This window comes from Treponema sp. OMZ 803, from assembly GCF_024181165.1.
GTDB lineage: Bacteria > Spirochaetota > Spirochaetia > Treponematales > Treponemataceae > Treponema.
Map to the genome: position 1 here is coordinate 905,389 of NZ_CP051195.1, position 17,904 is coordinate 923,292.

The window sequence follows — 17,904 nt, forward strand, 5'->3', positions numbered from 1 at the left end:
TTACGAAAGATTTTGGCGTATGGGATTCTCCAGATGAATTAGTGAAAAATCATCATACGGTTCTGAGCATTTGTTATCTGTCTTGATTGATAAGAATGCTAATTCAGAACCGCCACGGATGCATCGTTCACAAATGTACTTCCTTGTACATTTGTTGCCTAATAATAAAATCACGACCGTTTAATTTGTTTTTCATAAATGAGCTATGAAAAAATTTACGATTCCAAAGGAATGGAGAGCGATTGAATTAACTATCTTTTAGAAGAAACAAGCTTGAGCGTTCAAATGATACAAACCAAAACAATTTCAGCGACGGATGCTATACGGCGTATTTCGATTACAATAAAAATGTCGTAGACTGTTGACCATATCAACGGTAATTTGGATTTTTCTCTTCTTTTTTCCGTAATATAGCCTTAGTGCAATAATAGGCAATAAAACAGCCGCATATATTTAATATTACCGAATCAATATCAAACGGACTATAAAACACAAAAGAGATAATTTCCTGTACAATCGATGTCATAATGATAATCGTATGTGCATTTTTTTGTTTTACCTTCCAGATTCCTAACAGTATTCCCATAGGAACAAGAAAAAGAATATTTCCGAAAAAAAAGCGGTATAGGATTGAAGGGGCATAATGTGTATAATTTTTTATATAATCTTGAATTGTAGTAAAAGGAACAAGGCTGATTAATTTATTTCTTCCCCAGCTTTTCATCAGCATTTTATTTGAATGCATACGCATTGAATAGGGATTAATCTTGATAGCAATCGATAGACTAAGAAAGCAAACATAGGCAATAACTTTTATATATTTTTTCTGAGAAAATACTTGCATATTCCAACCTCTAATAAAATATGGAGAATACGGAGGATCTGAAATCAAACCCTCCGTATTATTGAAATAAACATTAATAGCCAAAAGAATCGGATGATACAGAACCTAAAATATAAAGACCTGTATAAGCATCACCCCCCTCTTTTATAAAAATTATAACTCTCATATTTTCCAAGGTCAACAAGAAAATATAAAAATTTTTCAAACATCTCCGTACAAATCATAGCTACGCCTCTATTTGCGCGTTCCATAATTTTGTGTAATAGCCGGTTTTTTCAAGAAGTTCTGCATGCTTTCCTTTTTCAAGCAAACGATCTTCTTTTAAGTTGTCAAGTTTGTGAAAGAAACTTGACACGAATCCGATACACGGATGTGCACTTTCAGAACGGACACGGATGTCATCGTTAAAGAATGTACGTCCTGTACATTCTTTAACTTCGAGTTTGCACTGCAAACTCGATTTTGCTGTGAACCACTGACCTCCTGTCAGAGCAGTGAGTTTGCAACATGCAAACTCATGTTCAGCGGATGCCATGGATGGCATCCGCTGAACGCGGCACAGGATAGAAGCGGTATCCGCTATCAAGCGTTGTATGTCCATATACAACGCTTGATAGCGAGTTTGACGAAACGTCAAACTCGTTGCTGAGTAGAACCCCGTCCATCCATGGACGACTGTAATGCAGCAGCCTTCGACGTGAGGAGAAGCGCTGCGGGATTTTTGCAGAAGCAAGAAAAAGATACAAGCGGATAGCCTGGTTTTTGCGCTGTTTGAACTTCTTCTGCTACAATGGTTAAAACAGTGCAAAAAGCCGCCCAAATATTGACATAATGACATAAAAAATTGAAACTACACAGATAAATAGATGGGTATCTCTAAACACTCAGGTATAGTTTTTAGAGGTTCTCATATTTGCGTTTTAGTGAAAGAGGGGCATTTCTAAAGATTAAAGTTTTTAGGGGTTCCAGATAACGCCTTTTATAGACAAGGAGTATGAGGTATGTATACACCGGTTGATCCTAAGGTGGATTTCCCGAAGCAGGAAGAAGCGGTTTTGCGCTTTTGGGAAGATCACGACGTTTTTAAAAAGTCTGTTGCGCAGCGTGAGGGGGCTGATGAGTACGTGTTTTTTGACGGCCCGCCTTTTGCAACGGGGCTGCCGCATTTTGGGCATTTTGTGCCGAGTACGATTAAAGATATTATTCCGCGTTATCAGACGATGAAGGGGAAGAAGGTTGAGCGGCGGTTCGGATGGGACTGTCATGGGCTGCCGGTAGAAAACTTGATCGAAAAAGAGCTGGGGCTGAACTCGAAGACCGACATTGAAAAGTACGGTATTGCCAAGTTTAATGAGGCGTGCCGGGCGAGTGTGCTGCGCTATGTGAAGGAGTGGCGGCATACGATTAATCGGCTGGGGCGCTGGGTTGATTTTGATAACGACTATAAGACAATGGAACCCGCGTATATGGAGTCGATTTGGTGGGTGATGAAGCAGCTGTGGGAGAAGGGGCTGTTGTATGAGGGGCATTATATTCTGCCGTATTGTCCGCGCTGTTCCACGGTACTTTCCAATCATGAGCTGAATCTCGGCGGCTATAAGGATGTACACGACCCTGCGATTACCATCCGCTTTAAGGCGCGGTATACGGTTGCGGGAACTCCCGCGGCGAAAACCTTTGCTGCGGAGCCGTTGCCGCCTGAGACATATATTTTGGCGTGGACAACCACCCCGTGGACATTGCCGAGCAACCTTGGGCTTGCACTCGGCGCGGATATAGACTATGTGCTGGTTGCCGATGAGGGTGAGCACTATATTCTTGCCGAATCCCGCTTAGCTGCGTACTACCGCGAACCGGAAAAATGCACTGTTATATGGAAGAAAAAGGGCGCAGAGCTGCAAGGTATTTGCTATGAGCCGCTCTTCCCGTATTTTGCGCATTTGACTGTAAAAGAGGACGGCAGTTCCGATGATGCAGGACGGGGTGCTTTCCAGACTTTGATCGGCGACTTTGTTTCTACGGAAGACGGTACGGGTATTGTTCATACGGCGCCGGGCTTTGGTGAAGAGGATAGCACGCTGTTTAAGGGCAGCGGAATACCGATGATCTGCCCTGTTGACGCTGAATGTAAGTTTACGGCGGAGGTTCCGGACTATCAGGGACGCTTTGTAAAAGATACTGATAAAGATATTATGGATCGGCTGAAGGCTGAGCGGAAACTGGTGAAACGGGATCAAATCCTGCACGCCTATCCGCACTGCTGGCGCTGTTCCAGCCCGCTCATTTACCGTGCCGTCAGCAGCTGGTTTGTTTCGGTGGAAAAGGTAAAGGACGCGATGCTGCGGGCGAATAGCAAAATCAACTGGCAGCCTGCTCATATCAAAGAAGGACGCTTTGGGAAATGGCTTGAAGGCGCCCGCGACTGGGCAATCAGCCGGAACCGGTACTGGGGAAATCCGCTGCCGATCTGGAAGTGTTCCAATCCCGACTGCGGACACTCCCTCTGTGTGGGAAGCCGCGATGAGCTGAAAGAATTGAGCGGTGTTTATCCCGAAGACTTGCACAAGCACTTTGTTGACAAGATTACCATACCGTGTAAGCAGTGCGGCAAAACGATGTACCGAGTCCCTGAAGTGCTGGACTGCTGGTTTGAGTCCGGTTCGATGCCGTATGCACAAGTGCACTATCCCTTTGAGAATAAAAAATACTTTGAAGAGCACTTCCCCGCTCATTTTATTTCCGAAGGGCTGGATCAAACCCGCGGGTGGTTCTATACGCTGACTGTTTTGGCGGCTGCGCTGTTCGACCGCCCTGCCTTTGAAAACTGTATTGTCAATGGGCTGGTGCTGGCAACCGACGGGAAAAAGATGTCTAAGTCGCTGCGGAACTATACTGATCCTAATGAGGTTGTCCGGCAGTTCGGGGCGGATGCGCTGCGCTTGTTCCTGATGCACTCAAATGTGGTTAAGGCGGAGGATCTGAAATACTCCGATGACGGTGTGCGCGATATCCTGAAAGGTATTTTGATTCCACTGTGGAACAGCTACAGCTTCTACGTGACGTATGCGAATATCGATGGTATTACGCCGCCTGCCCATGCGAAACTCGACGGCACGGATGCCCACATCGCCGCCTTTGTGAAAGAGCTGAACAATCCGCTTGACCGCTGGATTCTCTCCGTAACTGAAAAACTCGTGTTTGATGTAACGGCGGCGCTGGACGATTACGACCTTACGAAGGCGATTGACCCGATTGTTGCATATATCGATCAGCTGAACAACTGGTATATCCGCCGTTCCCGCCGCCGCTTCTGGAAGAGCGAAAACGACGGCGATAAGGCGCAAGCCTACGAGACCTTGTACCGCGCGCTCAAGAAGTTTGCACTGGTCGCGGCTCCGGTCGTGCCGTTTATTACCGAATCGATTTGGCAAAACTTGAGAACAGCTGATGATCCCCTTTCCGTACACTTGGCGGATTACCCCGTCTACGCGGAAGCGGCGCGGGATACCGAGCTTGAGTTTAAGATGGAGACGGTGCAAAAAGCCGTGTCGATGGGACGGGCGCTCCGGTATCAATTCAATTTGAAAATTCGCCAGCCGCTGAAAGCTGTGGAAATTGTTACGAAGAATCAGCAGGAGAAGTCGGTCTTACGCGAAATGGAAAGCAGCATTATGGAAGAGCTGAATGTGAAAGAGGTTATCTTCCACGACAAAGAGGATGAGCTGGTTGAGTATTCCGCCAAGGCGAATTTTAAGGTGCTGGGAAAAGAGCTTGGCACAAAGATGAAAACCGCAGCGGCTCAAATTGAAAAACTCTCTTCCGCAGAGATCGAAAGCCTCTTTGACGGCGCAACCTTGAGCATTGATGTTGAGGGGCAAGCTGTTGAGCTGACTTCCGACAAGGTGATCCTGAACCGCATTGAAAAGGCGAACCTCAAGGTGCTGAACGAAGGGACGCTGACGGTTGCGCTTAACACGCAGGTAACCGAGGAGCTGCTGCTGGAAGGCTATATCCGTGACCTTGTCCGCGCGGTGCAGAACTTGCGGAAGGAGTCCGGGCTTGAAGTAACCGACCGGATTACGCTTTCCGTTTCCGGCACTGATACGGACGGGAAGCACCTCTTGCAAAAAGCGTTCGAGGCAAACAAGGACTACCTGATGAACGAGACCTTGGCTGTTGAGGCGGTTTTTGGTGCGCAGCTGCCTGCGGGAAAGGCTGCTACCGAGCTTGACATGGGCGAGGGGCTATGCTGGCACATCGCGCTGGAGAAGGCGAGGGGGTAGGTGGGGCTGGTAGAGCTTCTAAGATTGCAGAGTATGAAAAGAAGGGTACGAAAAACGCTATTGATAATAGCGCTGATATTAAACATAGGTCTCATTCCGCTGCAAGCGCAAGCGACGACAGTCTTTACCTCATTTTATCGAGCGTGTGCAATTACAATAATAGGCGGTGCTGACGGACCGACTTCTATTTATATTGGGCAAGGCGAGCTTCTATCGCTTATTTTCCGAGCAATCATGGTGTGCATACATATTTATACGATCGGTATCCTCATCATGGCGCTTAAAGAATGAACATCGCGTGGTGCGGGAAAGGGCTTGTCCTTTCCTGCACCTGAATAAGACGACGGAAAAAGAGCCGGTTGCAACAACCTGCCCGCCGAGCTTGGCATGGGCGACGGGCTTTGCTGGTGCATCGCGCTGGAGAAGGCGGTGGTGTAGGGGGCGGTAGAGCCCCTGAAATTGCAGAGTATGAAAAGAAGTGTACGGAAAACGCTATTGATAATAGCGCTGATATTAAACATAGGTCTCATTCCGCTGCAAGTGCAAGCGACGACGGTCTTTACCTCATTTTATAGTGCGTGTGCAATTGCAATAATAGGCGGTGCTGACGGACCGACTTCTATTTATATTGGGCAAGGCGAGCTTCTATCGCTTATTTTCCGAGCAATCATGGTGTGCATACATATTTATACGATCGGTATCCTCATCATGGCGCTTAAAGAATGAACATCGCGTGGTGCGGGAAAGGGCTTGTCCTTTTCCCCCACCTGAATGGGACGGCGGAAAAAAGCCGGTTGTAACAACCTGCCCGCCGACTTGGATATGGGCGACGGGCTTTGCTGGCACATCGTGCTGGAGAAGGTGGAGGTGTAGGGGGATAAGTTTTAAGTTTTGAGAAATGGGCGCATCCGGTATAGTAAGGAGGGTGCGCCTGTTGGCTTAAGTATTGAGGAATAATATGAATCTATTTGATGATGCTCAATTGAAAGATATAAAAACTACGGTTTTTCTGGGATTGAAAAGTAGTAAAAATCAAGAACTTAGTACATGGGAAATATCCAGGTATATTTTTGATTTAAATACTTACTATTATAAATATGAGGTTGTTAATTCTATCGCGTTAGCATTATCCACTGGAGTTAAGCCGGAAGATATCATTGTAATTAACGAATCATTTATGTTAAATCATCAATATGCAAAGTTAGATGTTATTGATTTAGCAAGACCGGAACTCAATTTATTGTATTTTTTAGGTTTACCCTATTCAATGTTTCCCTCCCTTTCTATATTTAATATGAGAATTATATTCAAATATTATAGGATAATCAACGAATTTTTGTTTCAAAATAAACTCCAAAGGAATGAAACAAAATGGATCTGTTCATTTTATATTGAATCATTGTTAAGCGGATTAGACAAAGCAATACAAAATATTACTCAGCTAAGTGAAAAAAAGATTATAAATACTAAAAAACATGTTGAACTATTAAATTTATTTACAAAACTCACTAAAAATTTCCAAAAACAGTATAAAAAAGAATTCACTCAACTAGAAAGAGATCTTGTAATAGATATCAAAAATTTAAGAGAAAAGAAAGGTGCTCCTAAAAATTATTCTATTTTCTTTTCGACAATCAATAAACTTCAACGACCAGTAGTACTAGTAATTGATCAGCAGTCAAGTAAAGCTCGTGTTTTATGTCGTGCTCAGTTAAACAAAAAAGCAAAAGATAGGACTACATTTACATTACGTTCAGTTATACAAAATTCTCCCATACAAATGTTAGTTCAAAGTGGTATATCTATACTTACTGCTATTAAGGATGAGGAACGGAAAAAAGAATTGCATGCTATTGAATTGGAATTAAAAAAAGCAGAAATAAAAAAAGTAAAAACAGATGCAGAAATTTCACACATTAAGTTACTAACAGCACAAATTGAACTCATGGAACAAATTGCGCATTTTGAGCAGAATCCAAATTATGCACATATCTCTCGAATAACGATTCCTTATTTAAAGCAACAACTAGGTTTTGCTAATGATAGAATAACTGAAAATTTAAAAACATTAAATAATCGTGTTGGAATAGAAATAGATTATCAAACAACTAAAATTGATATACAAGCATAAAAATAAAAAAAAAGACTGCTGAAATAACATCGGCGGCCTCTTTTTTTGTGGGGTTAGACACTTTTAGGCGGTTCCTGTGTATCGTTTTGCTCTAATTTTTTTTCAACACGGCTCATAAAATGAGTTAGCGACACATCAAATGCTTTTGCAATATTGTTAATAATGGCGAGAGAGGGCAGCTTAATGCCTTTTTCAATTTCAGAAATATATACTTGATGCGAATCAATAGCATCTGCTAATTTTTCTTGAGATAAATGCTTTTCTTTCCGCAGTTCTCGTATGGTATCTCCTACTTCTTTATTCACATAATCAGTATAAGTTTTTATAAGCAAAAATATTACAAGCTATTGCTTATAAATAGAAATATATGCTATAGTTTATAAAATAGGTCGAAAGGGTGTTAGGTTGACCTGCCTAAAGGCAGGCAGGTACGGAACCAATCGAAAACATTTATTTCGATCGAAAAATAAACTTGCAATGGAAAAAGCATTGCGAAAGGAAGGTCGAAATGAAACAGAGAAAAGAAGTTTCAATGATTGGAGCATTAGTTGTAATAATTAGTGCAATAGTATTAATTACTGGTTGCCAACAGGCGAATAGTGGAAAATCCAATGAAAACAGCAAGGGGCTGGAATATATAAGAGGAGACATAGCATTAAAATTCAAAAATGATTCTACAGAAACCTGTTATGTAACAATAAAAGGAAAAACAAAATGGGATGTTGAGAAAACAGGCATATCTGCAGGATCTTTAGATGGAAGTTTTACAAGTGAGTTTCCTTTGCCTGCTAGTCCGAAAACTGAACTAAAGGCTGGTGAAGAAAAACAGATAGTCATAAAAGATGTAGTAACATCATGTAACAGGAACGGAGTGGTAGGAGAATTTTTTCTGTCCTTTGATTCGAATATAGGTGAAACTATATTTGTCAGTGGAAACGAGAGCAGTTCTGTAAAATCAGGTTTATTCAGCAAGCCCGAGGTAAGAAAAGCAGAATATACGACAGGAACATTTCATATAAAAGTAGAGAAAGATACGTATTATGGTAAAGACTATTTTAAAATTGATTTATACAATTAGGAGTGTTACTGTTTATGAGTACGGAAAATAAATCTATAAGACCTTTGGATAATGCGTCAAATATGCAAAATCCGAATAAGGGTACAGCCGGTACAAATCGTCAGTATGACCAAAATCAAGGTAATCGTGGCGAACAGCTTAACCCAAATAAAAAAGGGAAGTAATTTTAGTATATGTAGTAATCAGTTCCGGGATTATTACATATACTATTTATTGGTTAATAATGAATCTAACACCCGCTTCAACGCTGACATTGCCTTTGCGGCAATGCAGGTTAAGCGAGTGTTAGGAAGATTGCCCAGTGGCAACTTTTTTCCTTTTACTATTTGGTTATATTCAAAAATAATGCGATAATAATATCGAAGTATGCATAGATATAGAGGGAGGCTTTCTTCAAGTGCACCGATGGCGGAATAAAGACACAGGCGAATAGGGGTTGCACCACATCAAGTCCTCAATTATTCAGCGTCCTCTCCACGAAGCTGTTTTACGCTCGGGTATTCAGAAGGCAATTGGTTTTCATACTTTTCGCCATTCATTTGCGAGTCATCTATTGGAAGCCGGTTACGATATTTGTATCGTCCAAAAGCTTCTCGACCACAGCGATGTCTCAACCACTATGGTTTACACCCTCGTTCTCAACCGTGGCGGTCTTGCTGTTCCAAGCCCTATGACAGGATGTGATTTTTGCATCAGTTTAGATTGCAAATGGAGGCTTTTTGTGATATTATGAAGAAAGATAGAAAAAAGCGTTAGATGTGTATGCTCACGCATGATGAGATGAAAGGTTGAAAAATGGAAGAAATAGATTATTTTTCAAAAGAAGAGGGTAATAATTTTAATATTTTTAGATTTATATTAAATCTAAATTTCAATATTGATTCAATGGATGTTAATAAATATTCATTGTTTGTGCATGAATATACACATTATTTACAAAGTATATGTACAGTAAGTGGAATTTCTTTACTGTTTAAGTATTTTTCCTTTGTGAAAAATATCTATGCAGACTTAAATGTAAAAATCTGTAATAACAATGAATATGATACAGGTTATTTGTCTTCTTATATCGAAAAATATAATGATTTAATGTACCTATACAATTACAATTTGGACAGAGAAAACCTAGAGCATAGATCAGACTATTTCTTATTGTGCGAAAAAATTCAACATAAAATTTATAAAAAAGAAGTAACAGAATATTTCATAGTCATCAAAGAAAAACAATATCATGTTTCATATAAATGCTTAAGAGAAACAATGGCGATGATGACATTTTTTATAGCAAGAAACTATAAAAAGGAAGATGCTCTTAAATATCTACAAACTTCAAATGTTCTCCCAGTTTATAAAGTATTATTTCTATATTTTAACAAAAACTTTCCTTACATTGATGATTTAATTAGATTTACGTATTTTTTTACCGAAACAGCTTTACAATCAGATTATCCAGGAGAAATTTTAAATTTATTATTTAAAAGACTAAAATCCTGTTCGAAAACATCAATATTATGTACGGAAACATTTTTTCAAATATTTCATAGAGAAAATTCTTATATCTTATCAACACTGTCTCCGCTTGTAGAGAAACTAAAGAAAGATATTCAAAGTCTTAATTCTTTAGGAAAAAATAATGAATATTTCGTTTTTGTTAAAAGTTATTTGCAACGGTGTATAACAGGATTGAATGAATATATAAACAAAAGAACTTTTTTTTATTATTTTCAAGATATTGATAAATTAAAACTATTGGCAAATGTAATATTATCTCCAGTAATCATTCAAACTTGTCAAGATAATACAAAAGTTTCCACTTTGGACGATCAAACAAACTCATATGCATTAGCACTAATTTTCGGTGTAGCTGTATTATTAGACGCATATATAAAAAAAGATTTTACTCCAATGAATGAAAAATGTATTTTTATCGAAAAGATTCCAGTTTGTAAATTTTTCCAAGATGATTTAGCTGATGTAAAAATATGTAATAGAAAGCCATTTAATATAAAACCATTTAAAAATGGAAATTGTATTTTTTACAATGCCAGTCTAATATTAGGTATGCTTCCTGATGAAGAAATTATAAAATATAAAGATAAAAATGTTTCTTTTATAAAGCCTACATGAGCATCTAACACCATTTCAAAAACCGCCAAATGGATAAATCGTTTGCGGTTTAAAACAATGTTATACGGACGCTACGCGTCGGACGACAGACGGAGTTCTGTCGCCTATTATACGCACATGACAGAGGAGACCTGATCAGGGAAAAATGGAAAAAATAGAATTAGAAAAATGTTTAAATATTAATACAAATGCTATTGCTTGGAAATGCCCACATTGTAATTCTTTTTCAACATTGAATAGCAATGATATCGAGATATCAAATAATTTTCATGAGCTAAAAGAACATTGTGGATATAATCTACAAACAAAATTTGTATTTTGCCCTAATCCTGAATGTAAAAAATATACAATTTATGTTTCAGTGTATAAAGCTCAAAAAATCCTTGTTCCTCCTCACGCTTATATAAAAAATATTGAATGTATAGACGGAAAAATGTATTATCCTGACAAAAAAATTAGAAAATTTCCGGATTACATTCCAGAAGTAATTTCAAATGATTATAAAGAAGCTTGTTTAATAGCTGATTTAAGCCCTAAAGCTTCTGCAACAATCTCAAGAAGATGTTTGCAGGGAATAATAAGAGACTTTTGGAAAGTAAAACCTGATAACTTAAATAAAGAAATAGACCAAATAAAAGACAAAATTGATAGATTAACTTATAATGCAATAGATTCTGTTAGAAAAATAGGTAATATTGGTGCTCATATGGAAAAAGATATCAATTTAATTATTGATGTTGATAAAAATGAATCTTTTTTGTTAATAAATCTTCTTGAAATATTAGTTGATAATTGGTATATAGCAAGACATGAGAAAGAGGAAAGATTAGCAAAAATTAAAACAATTGCTGATGACAAAGATAAAATGAAAAAAGCATAACATTTGTTTTCAAACCCGACAGACAATTAAGCCGACGGCGAAACGAAGAAGCCTTACGTCTTTTTTGTTGCTTGTAGCTTATCTGCCGCCTGCTATGTTGTTCCCACACTTGGACATATGTCAATAGAAAAACCATACAAAATATGATATAATCCTTGCATGAATCAGACGCAACAGGCAAAAGCTGCCAAAAAATTTATAGAAAACTGGATAGGGCACGGATACGAAAAGGGTGAAACTCAAAAATTCTGGATAGATTTGCTTACAACCGTGTTCGGCGTAGAAAATATCGCTCAATTCATATTTTTTGAAGAGCAAGTAAAAGATACAATTCAAAACAAAACGGTCACAAACTTTATAGACGCGTATATTCCTTCTACTCGTGTAATGATTGAACAGAAATCGAGTTACAAGAACTTACGCGAGCCAATCAAACAGAGTGACGGCTCTCTTTTAACCCCGTTTCAACAGGCAAAGAAATATGTCGCCGATTTACCATTAAGCCTGCACCCCAAGTGGATTGTCACTTGTAATTTTGATGAGTTTTTAATCTACGATATGGAAAACCCCAACAGCGAGCCTCAACAGGTTTTCTTAAAAGATTTGCAAAAAGACTTTTACCGTCTACAGTTCCTTGTGGATACAAAAACTGAAAATATCAAGCGAGAAGAAGAAATCAGCTTAAAGGCAGGGATACTGGTCGGCAAATTATACAATGCTCTCTACAAAGAGTATATTGCCCCCGACGAAAAAAGTCTCCGTTCGCTCAATATTCTTTGTGTCAGAATCGTGTTCTGTTTATATGCAGAGGACGCAGGCATTTTTGCTACGAAAACCAGCTTTGAAGATTATATAAAAAGTTTCAATCTTCCACATCTTCGCAAGGCGATGATTGAGCTGTTCAAGGGTCTGGATACAAAAATTGAAGACCGTGACAAATACGATGAAAGCCTGAAACCCTTCCCTTATGTGAATGGTGGTTTGTTTAAAGACGAGCAGATTGAGATTCCAAACTTTACAGAGGAGATTGTCGATGTAATTGTAAACCACTGTGCACCGTTCAACTGGTCGGAAATCAGTCCTACGATTTTCGGTGCGGTTTTTGAAAGCACGCTGAACCCCGAAACAAGGCGTAAGGGCGGAATGCATTACACGAGCATCGCGAACATTCACAAGGTAATTGACCCGCTTTTTATGGACGGCTTAAAGCTTGAGTTTACGAACATCATGGGGATATGCCCTGATGAAATAAACTTTGACAAGGCTTATGCCGCTATGAGCCAAAAGCAGAAAAAAGAAATCCAAGCCTTTCAAGAAAAACTCAGTACCCTTACATTCCTTGATCCTGCCTGCGGAAGCGGAAATTTTTTGACCGAAAGCTATCTTTCTCTCCGTCGCCTTGAAAACTGCTGCATCCGTCTTTTGAGCGGCGGACAGACTCTTATGGGCAACCTGTATGACCCGATACAAGTGACGATAAAACAGTTCCATGGTATCGAGATAAACGATTTTGCCGTTACCGTCGCAAAGACTGCACTTTGGATTGCCGAATGTCAGATGATGAAGGAAACTGAAAAGATTGTAAACAAGGATATCGACTTTCTGCCGCTCACTACGAATGCTTTTATTGTGGAAGGTAACGCCCTGCTTATGGACTGGAGCACTTTAAAACTGTCTCGTGAAAATAGCCAGCCGACTGACGGATTGTTTAGCGGATTCACGACGGAAACGGATGGAACAGTGCACCGCTACGACTATATCATGGGAAATCCGCCGTTCGTAGGGAAAAAGGAGCAGTCTAAAATGCAGAAAGAGGAACTTGTTTCTCTGTTTCCCAAAACACTCAAGGGAGTGGGTAATCTTGACTATGTTTCGTGTTGGTATGCAAAGGCGATTGCGCTTATAAAGGACACACAGACAAAATGTGCGTTTGTTTCTACGAATTCAATCACGCAAGGCGAGCAAGTTCCGACTTTATGGAAATACCTTTCAGAGCAGGGACTTTCGATAGATTTTGCGTGGCGTACTTTCCGTTGGGATTCGGAGAGTACGGAAAAGGCTCATGTGCACTGCGTGATAATCGGGTTCTCGCACAAAAATTCCATACAGAAACAAAAATACATCTTTGACGAAGGCGGGAACCGAAAAGAAGCCAAACAGATTAACGGCTATATGATAGACGCAGCTGATGTGTTCATTGAGAACCGCGCAAAGCCCTTATGCCCCGTGCCGGAAATTGTGTACGGAAGCATGCCGATTGATAACGGTCATCTTATCCTTACGAAGGAAGAAGCCGAGGAAATTATTTGCGAGAACAAAGCGAACGCTCAATTCGTGCGGAAATATGTGGGCGGTGATGAGCTGCTGAACAGGGGTGAGCGTTTTTGCCTCTGGCTTCGTGACGCTTCGCCGAAAGAGCTCCGGTCTTCAAAGTTGATTTCTGCACACATAAAGGCGACTGAAATATTCCGAAAATCCTCGACGCGCCCGCAGACGTTGAAGCTTGCCGAAACTCCGTGGCTTTTCGGGGAAATCCGACAGCCGGAAAAGGTCATGCTCGCGATTCCGAAAGTTTCATCTGAGCGGCGGCGGTATATTCCGATGGTGTTCGTAGAACCTGAAACAATCGTGAACGGAAGCACGCTGATTATTCCGAACGCAACGCTGTATGAATTTGGAGTTCTGATGAGCAATGTCCATAATGCATGGATGCGAGTTGTTGCGGGAAGAATGAAAAGCGATTATCAGTATTCAGGTAGTATCGTCTACAATAATTTTCCATGGTGCAATCTGACTGTCGAGCAAAAAGCGAAAATTGAACAGAGTGCACAATCTATTTTGGACGCACGGAAAAAGTTCTCCGATTCCTCACTTGCTGACCTGTATGACGAAAGTTTTATGCCCGCCGAGCTCCGTAAAGCCCACCGAGAAAATGATACAGCTGTCATGCAGGCATACGGCTTTAATATCAAGATGACGGAGAGCGAGTGCGTGGCAGAGTTGTTCAAATTATATGAAAAATTATCGAAAGGAGAGTAATATATGGCAGAACATATCTTTTCTGATGAAGCTGAATTTATCTACAGTTTGCTATTAGAACATTACGATAATCGCGAAATCGATAGCGATTCTGTAATGATAGAATCGGAAGAATACAAGCATACTATTAACATTGACGCATTTGAGTATGGCTTGAATGAATTTCTGAAAAACAATCTTATTTCGAAGTACGAAGGTTATATAGACGGGTCTTTTGGCATAAGGATTCTACGCAAATGCGAAAATATGTTAAAATCAGGACAGAAAACTTTGAATAGTTTACAAGAAAAAGAAACTCGTGACAGCAGTCAAAAAGTCAATATCACAATCAACGGAAATGTGAGCGGTAATAATGCCATTGGGGCATTTCAAAATACTACTGTAAATATGGCAAACAACCAGATCGATTTTGAAAAAGCAGCATCGCTTGTAAAATCGATTTCCGAAAACTTACAGAGCATAGGGCTTACAGAAAGCGAAAAGAAATCTGTATCTGATAGTATTGAGGATATCCGTTCTGCTATAATTCGTCAGGATTCAAATATAATACAAACAGCATTAAAACACATAAGAGATTTGTGCTTCAATGTGGCAGGAAATTTACTCGCTTCCGGAATTGTTCACCAGATTTCAAGTCTGTTGCCATAAAGCAGCTTAAATTATATCGTATATTCTCTTTGCCAATCAGAATAAATAAATTTTTCTCCGTTGTGTTTCTTATTTGACAAAATGTATCAATTATGGTACGTTTTAGGTATGGAAGTCGAAAAGAAAATACAAGCAGATTTTTTCAAAACAGAGCAAAATAATGAACCTGTACGAGATTTCCTGAAGGCTTTATCTCCAGAAGATAAAAAATCTGTCGGTGCGGATATTATGGCAGTAGAAATGTCGTGGCCAATCGGTTATCCAATGGTTAGAAAACTCGACACTGATTTATGGGAAGTAAGAACTGGTATTTCCGACAAAAGAATTTGTAGAATCATGTCCACTGTAAGCGGAAATACAATGATATTGCTCCATGCATTTGTAAAAAAGACACAGAAAACTCCAAAAGAAGATATGGAGTTGGGAAAGAAAAGAAGAAACTTGGTTTTAGGAGGTCAAAAATGAATAATGCTTATGTAGGAAGTTCCTTTAATGATTTTCTCGAAGAAGAGGGTATTGCCACAGATGTACAGAACGAGGCAATTAAGCGGTTGATTTCATATAATTTACTAGAAGAAATGCAGAAACAAAATATCAATAAAACTGAAATGGCTAAGAAAATGTCTACGTCTCGCGCTGCATTGGATAGGCTTCTAAATCCATACAATGATTCCGTGACACTTGCAACGCTCACAAAAGCTGCGAATGTTCTGGGGAAAAAATTAGTATTACAACTACAATAAAAACAAAACCTAATACGGTTTTCAAAGCCGACAAACGGTCAGATCAGTTTGCAGGTTAAAACAATGTTAGAAAGACTAAAGAAATATATAGTTTTTTAGAAGATAAATGAATAAGCATTAATCTATAATTTACAGAATCTCTTTTTATCTTGACTTTATTAATGTGTGCACTTATACTGTGTTGATAAGGAGCATTTATGAAAAATATAACGCTATCAATTGATGAAACTGTTTTACAGGCAGGGCGAGAATATGCAAAGAGACATAATATCTCCTTTAATTTTCTTGTAAGGAAACTTATTGAGCAAACGGTTGTTACCAATAAAGATTACTGGCTTCATGATACTTTTTCACTTATGGATACATTAAATGCGATGTCAAGCGATGAAAAATGGACAAGGGAAGAATTATATCGTGTCTAAAATATTTATTGATACAAACATACTTGTTTATACCCTTGACTCAAAAGATTCATATAAGCAAGCAAAAGCTCGAAAAGTAATAGAGAAAGTTGTAAATTTACATCAGCCGGTAATATCAACACAAGTACTTAAAGAATTCTATGTAGTTGCAACAACAAAATTAAAGGCAGATCGAATAATTGTTAAAAATATTATACACAATTTTTGCAATATGGAAATTGTTCAAAATGACTTAGAGTTGATAGAACAAGCAATAGATATTAGTGTAATTTTACAATTATCATTTTGGGATTCATTGATAGTAGCTGCTGCTGAGAAAGCAAAATGTGAATGCATTATTTCTGAAGATTTAAACCCGGGGCAGACATATCGTGGAGTAATGGTAATCAATCCATTTAAGGAAGAGTCTTTCTAACACCCGCTGCAACGCTGACAACGAGGATAGGCAAGGTTGCCGGTAAAGCGGTGGTTAGTTATGGTGGCAGGTCACTGGCCTGCTTAATTTTACGTTGATAAATAATGTCGCAGGCGTTTTGCTTTATGGATGAAAATTTGTTTATAAGTTTACCGCCTTATGAAGGATTAAAGTCATATCGAATTATAAAATATGGCAATTTTAAAGAAAAATATCTTTGCCATAATAAGCGTTCGTAGTCGACAAGGCAAGTCTTTGCTTGCGTTTCGGTTTATAACCTTATTGGTTTGACAAGATTTAATACAATAAGGAAAAATAAATGTCTAAAATTAAAATAGCTTTACTACAATTAATGCCGGGGAAGTCTCTTGTTGAAAATATGCATATCGGTATATCAGCTTGTCGCAAGGCAAAAAACATTGGGGCAGATATAGCATTGTTTCCTGAAATGTGGAGTATTGGTTACGAAATACCTAAATCTGTCAATGAATTAAAGAGTAAAGCAATTAGTAAAAATGATACGTTTATACGTTCATTCTCGGATTTAGCGAAAGAATTACAAATGGCTATCGGTATAACATTTCTTGAAAAATATGAGCCACTACCAAGAAACAGTATATGTCTGTTTGATAGATTTGGTAAAGAACTATATACCTATGCAAAAGTACATACATGTTCTTTTGGAAATGAAAAAGCTTTAATGCCCGGTAATGATTTTTATGTATCTGTATTAGATACAGAGCATGGTTGTGTGAAAATAGGTTCAATGATTTGTTATGATAGAGAATTTCCTGAGAGCGCACGAATACTCATGCTTAAAGGTGCAGAAATAATACTTGTACCGAATGCATGTCCAATGGAAATTAATAGAATTTCACAATTAAGAGCAAGAGCATTTGAAAATATGGTTGGCATTGCAACTGTTAATTATCCAAAAGGAAAACCTGATTGTAATGGTCATTCTACAGCATTTGACGGCATTGCCTATAACATTGATGAACCATATTCGCGAGATACATTAATAATAGAAGCCGGGGAAGAAGAAGGAATATATATCGCAACTTTTGATATAGAGGAATTAAGAAAGTATAGAAGTAGAGAAGTTCATGGTAACGCATACCGGCAGCCGACAAAATATAAGATTTTATTATCGGAAGAGAAACAAGCACCGTTTATCCGTAAAGATTATAGAAAATCAATAAACTAGCATCCGCTTTAACTTGACATTTCTGTGTAATGCAGGCTTAACAGACGATGGAATATCCGAAACTATCACTCAATTCATATTTTTTTG

At 38.9% G+C, this 17,904-nt stretch carries 18 protein-coding genes and 1 pseudogene; 16 read left to right on the forward strand and 3 right to left on the reverse strand.

Annotation, left to right across the window (positions count from 1 at the left end; translation table 11 throughout):
- Positions 1–370 precede the first annotated feature (370 nt).
- Complete coding sequence (locus tag ABH09_RS04175) at positions 371–928, reverse strand: VanZ family protein (protein ID WP_253715319.1); 558 nt, start codon at positions 926–928, stop codon at positions 371–373.
- A gap of 142 nt (positions 929–1,070) precedes the next feature.
- The gene (locus ABH09_RS04180) at positions 1,071–1,445 is read right to left on the reverse strand and encodes a hypothetical protein (RefSeq protein ID WP_253715320.1); all 375 of its coding nucleotides are present in this window, start codon (positions 1,443–1,445) and stop codon (positions 1,071–1,073) included.
- A gap of 400 nt (positions 1,446–1,845) precedes the next feature.
- Here ABH09_RS04180 and ileS point away from each other — a divergent pair, with 400 nt between their 5' ends.
- From ileS to ABH09_RS04200, 4 genes are all read left to right on the forward strand, one after another.
- Complete coding sequence (ileS, locus tag ABH09_RS04185) at positions 1,846–5,127, forward strand: isoleucine--tRNA ligase (protein WP_253715321.1); 3,282 nt, start codon at positions 1,846–1,848, stop codon at positions 5,125–5,127.
- A gap of 33 nt (positions 5,128–5,160) precedes the next feature.
- Complete coding sequence (locus tag ABH09_RS04190) at positions 5,161–5,418, forward strand: sodium ion-translocating decarboxylase subunit beta (protein ID WP_162662951.1); 258 nt, start codon at positions 5,161–5,163, stop codon at positions 5,416–5,418.
- 177 nt (positions 5,419–5,595) lie between these two features.
- Positions 5,596–5,853, forward strand: coding sequence for a sodium ion-translocating decarboxylase subunit beta (locus ABH09_RS04195; RefSeq protein ID WP_253715322.1), 258 nt, complete (start codon positions 5,596–5,598; stop codon positions 5,851–5,853).
- Between the two features lie 232 nt (positions 5,854–6,085).
- Positions 6,086–7,258: a hypothetical protein gene (locus ABH09_RS04200; protein ID WP_162662953.1), complete on the forward strand. Its 1,173-nt coding sequence runs from the start codon at positions 6,086–6,088 to the stop codon at positions 7,256–7,258.
- A 53-nt stretch (positions 7,259–7,311) separates the two neighbouring features.
- Here ABH09_RS04200 and ABH09_RS04205 read toward each other — a convergent pair whose 3' ends face one another.
- On the reverse strand, positions 7,312–7,563 hold the full coding sequence (locus tag ABH09_RS04205) for a helix-turn-helix domain-containing protein (RefSeq protein WP_253715323.1): 252 nt from the start codon (positions 7,561–7,563) through the stop codon (positions 7,312–7,314).
- Between the two features lie 203 nt (positions 7,564–7,766).
- Here ABH09_RS04205 and ABH09_RS04210 point away from each other — a divergent pair, with 203 nt between their 5' ends.
- The 12 genes and pseudogenes from ABH09_RS04210 (at position 7,767) to ABH09_RS04265 (ending at position 17,817) form a co-directional block, all read left to right on the forward strand.
- Complete coding sequence (locus tag ABH09_RS04210) at positions 7,767–8,336, forward strand: hypothetical protein (RefSeq protein WP_253715324.1); 570 nt, start codon at positions 7,767–7,769, stop codon at positions 8,334–8,336.
- A 14-nt stretch (positions 8,337–8,350) separates the two neighbouring features.
- On the forward strand, positions 8,351–8,500 hold the full coding sequence (locus ABH09_RS04215) for a hypothetical protein (protein ID WP_253715325.1): 150 nt from the start codon (positions 8,351–8,353) through the stop codon (positions 8,498–8,500).
- Positions 8,501–8,724: 224 nt separating this feature from the next.
- A pseudogene (locus ABH09_RS04220) lies at positions 8,725–9,069 on the forward strand (tyrosine-type recombinase/integrase); the annotation flags it as partial.
- A 62-nt stretch (positions 9,070–9,131) separates the two neighbouring features.
- Positions 9,132–10,463 (forward strand): hypothetical protein, encoded by a 1,332-nt coding sequence (locus tag ABH09_RS04225; protein WP_253715326.1) that lies wholly within the window; start codon positions 9,132–9,134, stop codon positions 10,461–10,463.
- Between the two features lie 145 nt (positions 10,464–10,608).
- Positions 10,609–11,343, forward strand: a complete 735-nt coding sequence (locus ABH09_RS04230) for a DUF4145 domain-containing protein (protein WP_016519365.1) — start codon at positions 10,609–10,611, stop codon at positions 11,341–11,343.
- Positions 11,344–11,502: 159 nt separating this feature from the next.
- On the forward strand, positions 11,503–14,382 hold the full coding sequence (locus tag ABH09_RS04235) for a DNA methyltransferase (RefSeq protein ID WP_253715327.1): 2,880 nt from the start codon (positions 11,503–11,505) through the stop codon (positions 14,380–14,382).
- A 3-nt stretch (positions 14,383–14,385) separates the two neighbouring features.
- Positions 14,386–15,030, forward strand: a complete 645-nt coding sequence (locus ABH09_RS04240) for a hypothetical protein (protein ID WP_253715328.1) — start codon at positions 14,386–14,388, stop codon at positions 15,028–15,030.
- 108 nt (positions 15,031–15,138) lie between these two features.
- Positions 15,139–15,495, forward strand: coding sequence for a type II toxin-antitoxin system RelE/ParE family toxin (locus ABH09_RS04245; protein ID WP_253715329.1), 357 nt, complete (start codon positions 15,139–15,141; stop codon positions 15,493–15,495).
- Positions 15,492–15,773 (forward strand): helix-turn-helix domain-containing protein, encoded by a 282-nt coding sequence (locus ABH09_RS04250; RefSeq protein WP_016519370.1) that lies wholly within the window; start codon positions 15,492–15,494, stop codon positions 15,771–15,773. Before ABH09_RS04245 ends, ABH09_RS04250 begins: the two co-directional genes overlap by 4 nt.
- Before the next feature lie 197 nt (positions 15,774–15,970).
- Positions 15,971–16,195, forward strand: coding sequence for a hypothetical protein (locus ABH09_RS04255; RefSeq protein ID WP_016519371.1), 225 nt, complete (start codon positions 15,971–15,973; stop codon positions 16,193–16,195).
- A complete protein-coding gene (locus ABH09_RS04260; RefSeq protein ID WP_253715330.1) occupies positions 16,188–16,610 on the forward strand; it encodes a PIN domain-containing protein in 423 nt (140 codons plus the stop codon). Before ABH09_RS04255 ends, ABH09_RS04260 begins: the two co-directional genes overlap by 8 nt.
- Before the next feature lie 319 nt (positions 16,611–16,929).
- The gene (locus ABH09_RS04265; RefSeq protein ID WP_253715331.1) at positions 16,930–17,817 is read left to right on the forward strand and encodes a carbon-nitrogen hydrolase family protein; all 888 of its coding nucleotides are present in this window, start codon (positions 16,930–16,932) and stop codon (positions 17,815–17,817) included.
- Positions 17,818–17,904: the final 87 nt, after the last annotated feature.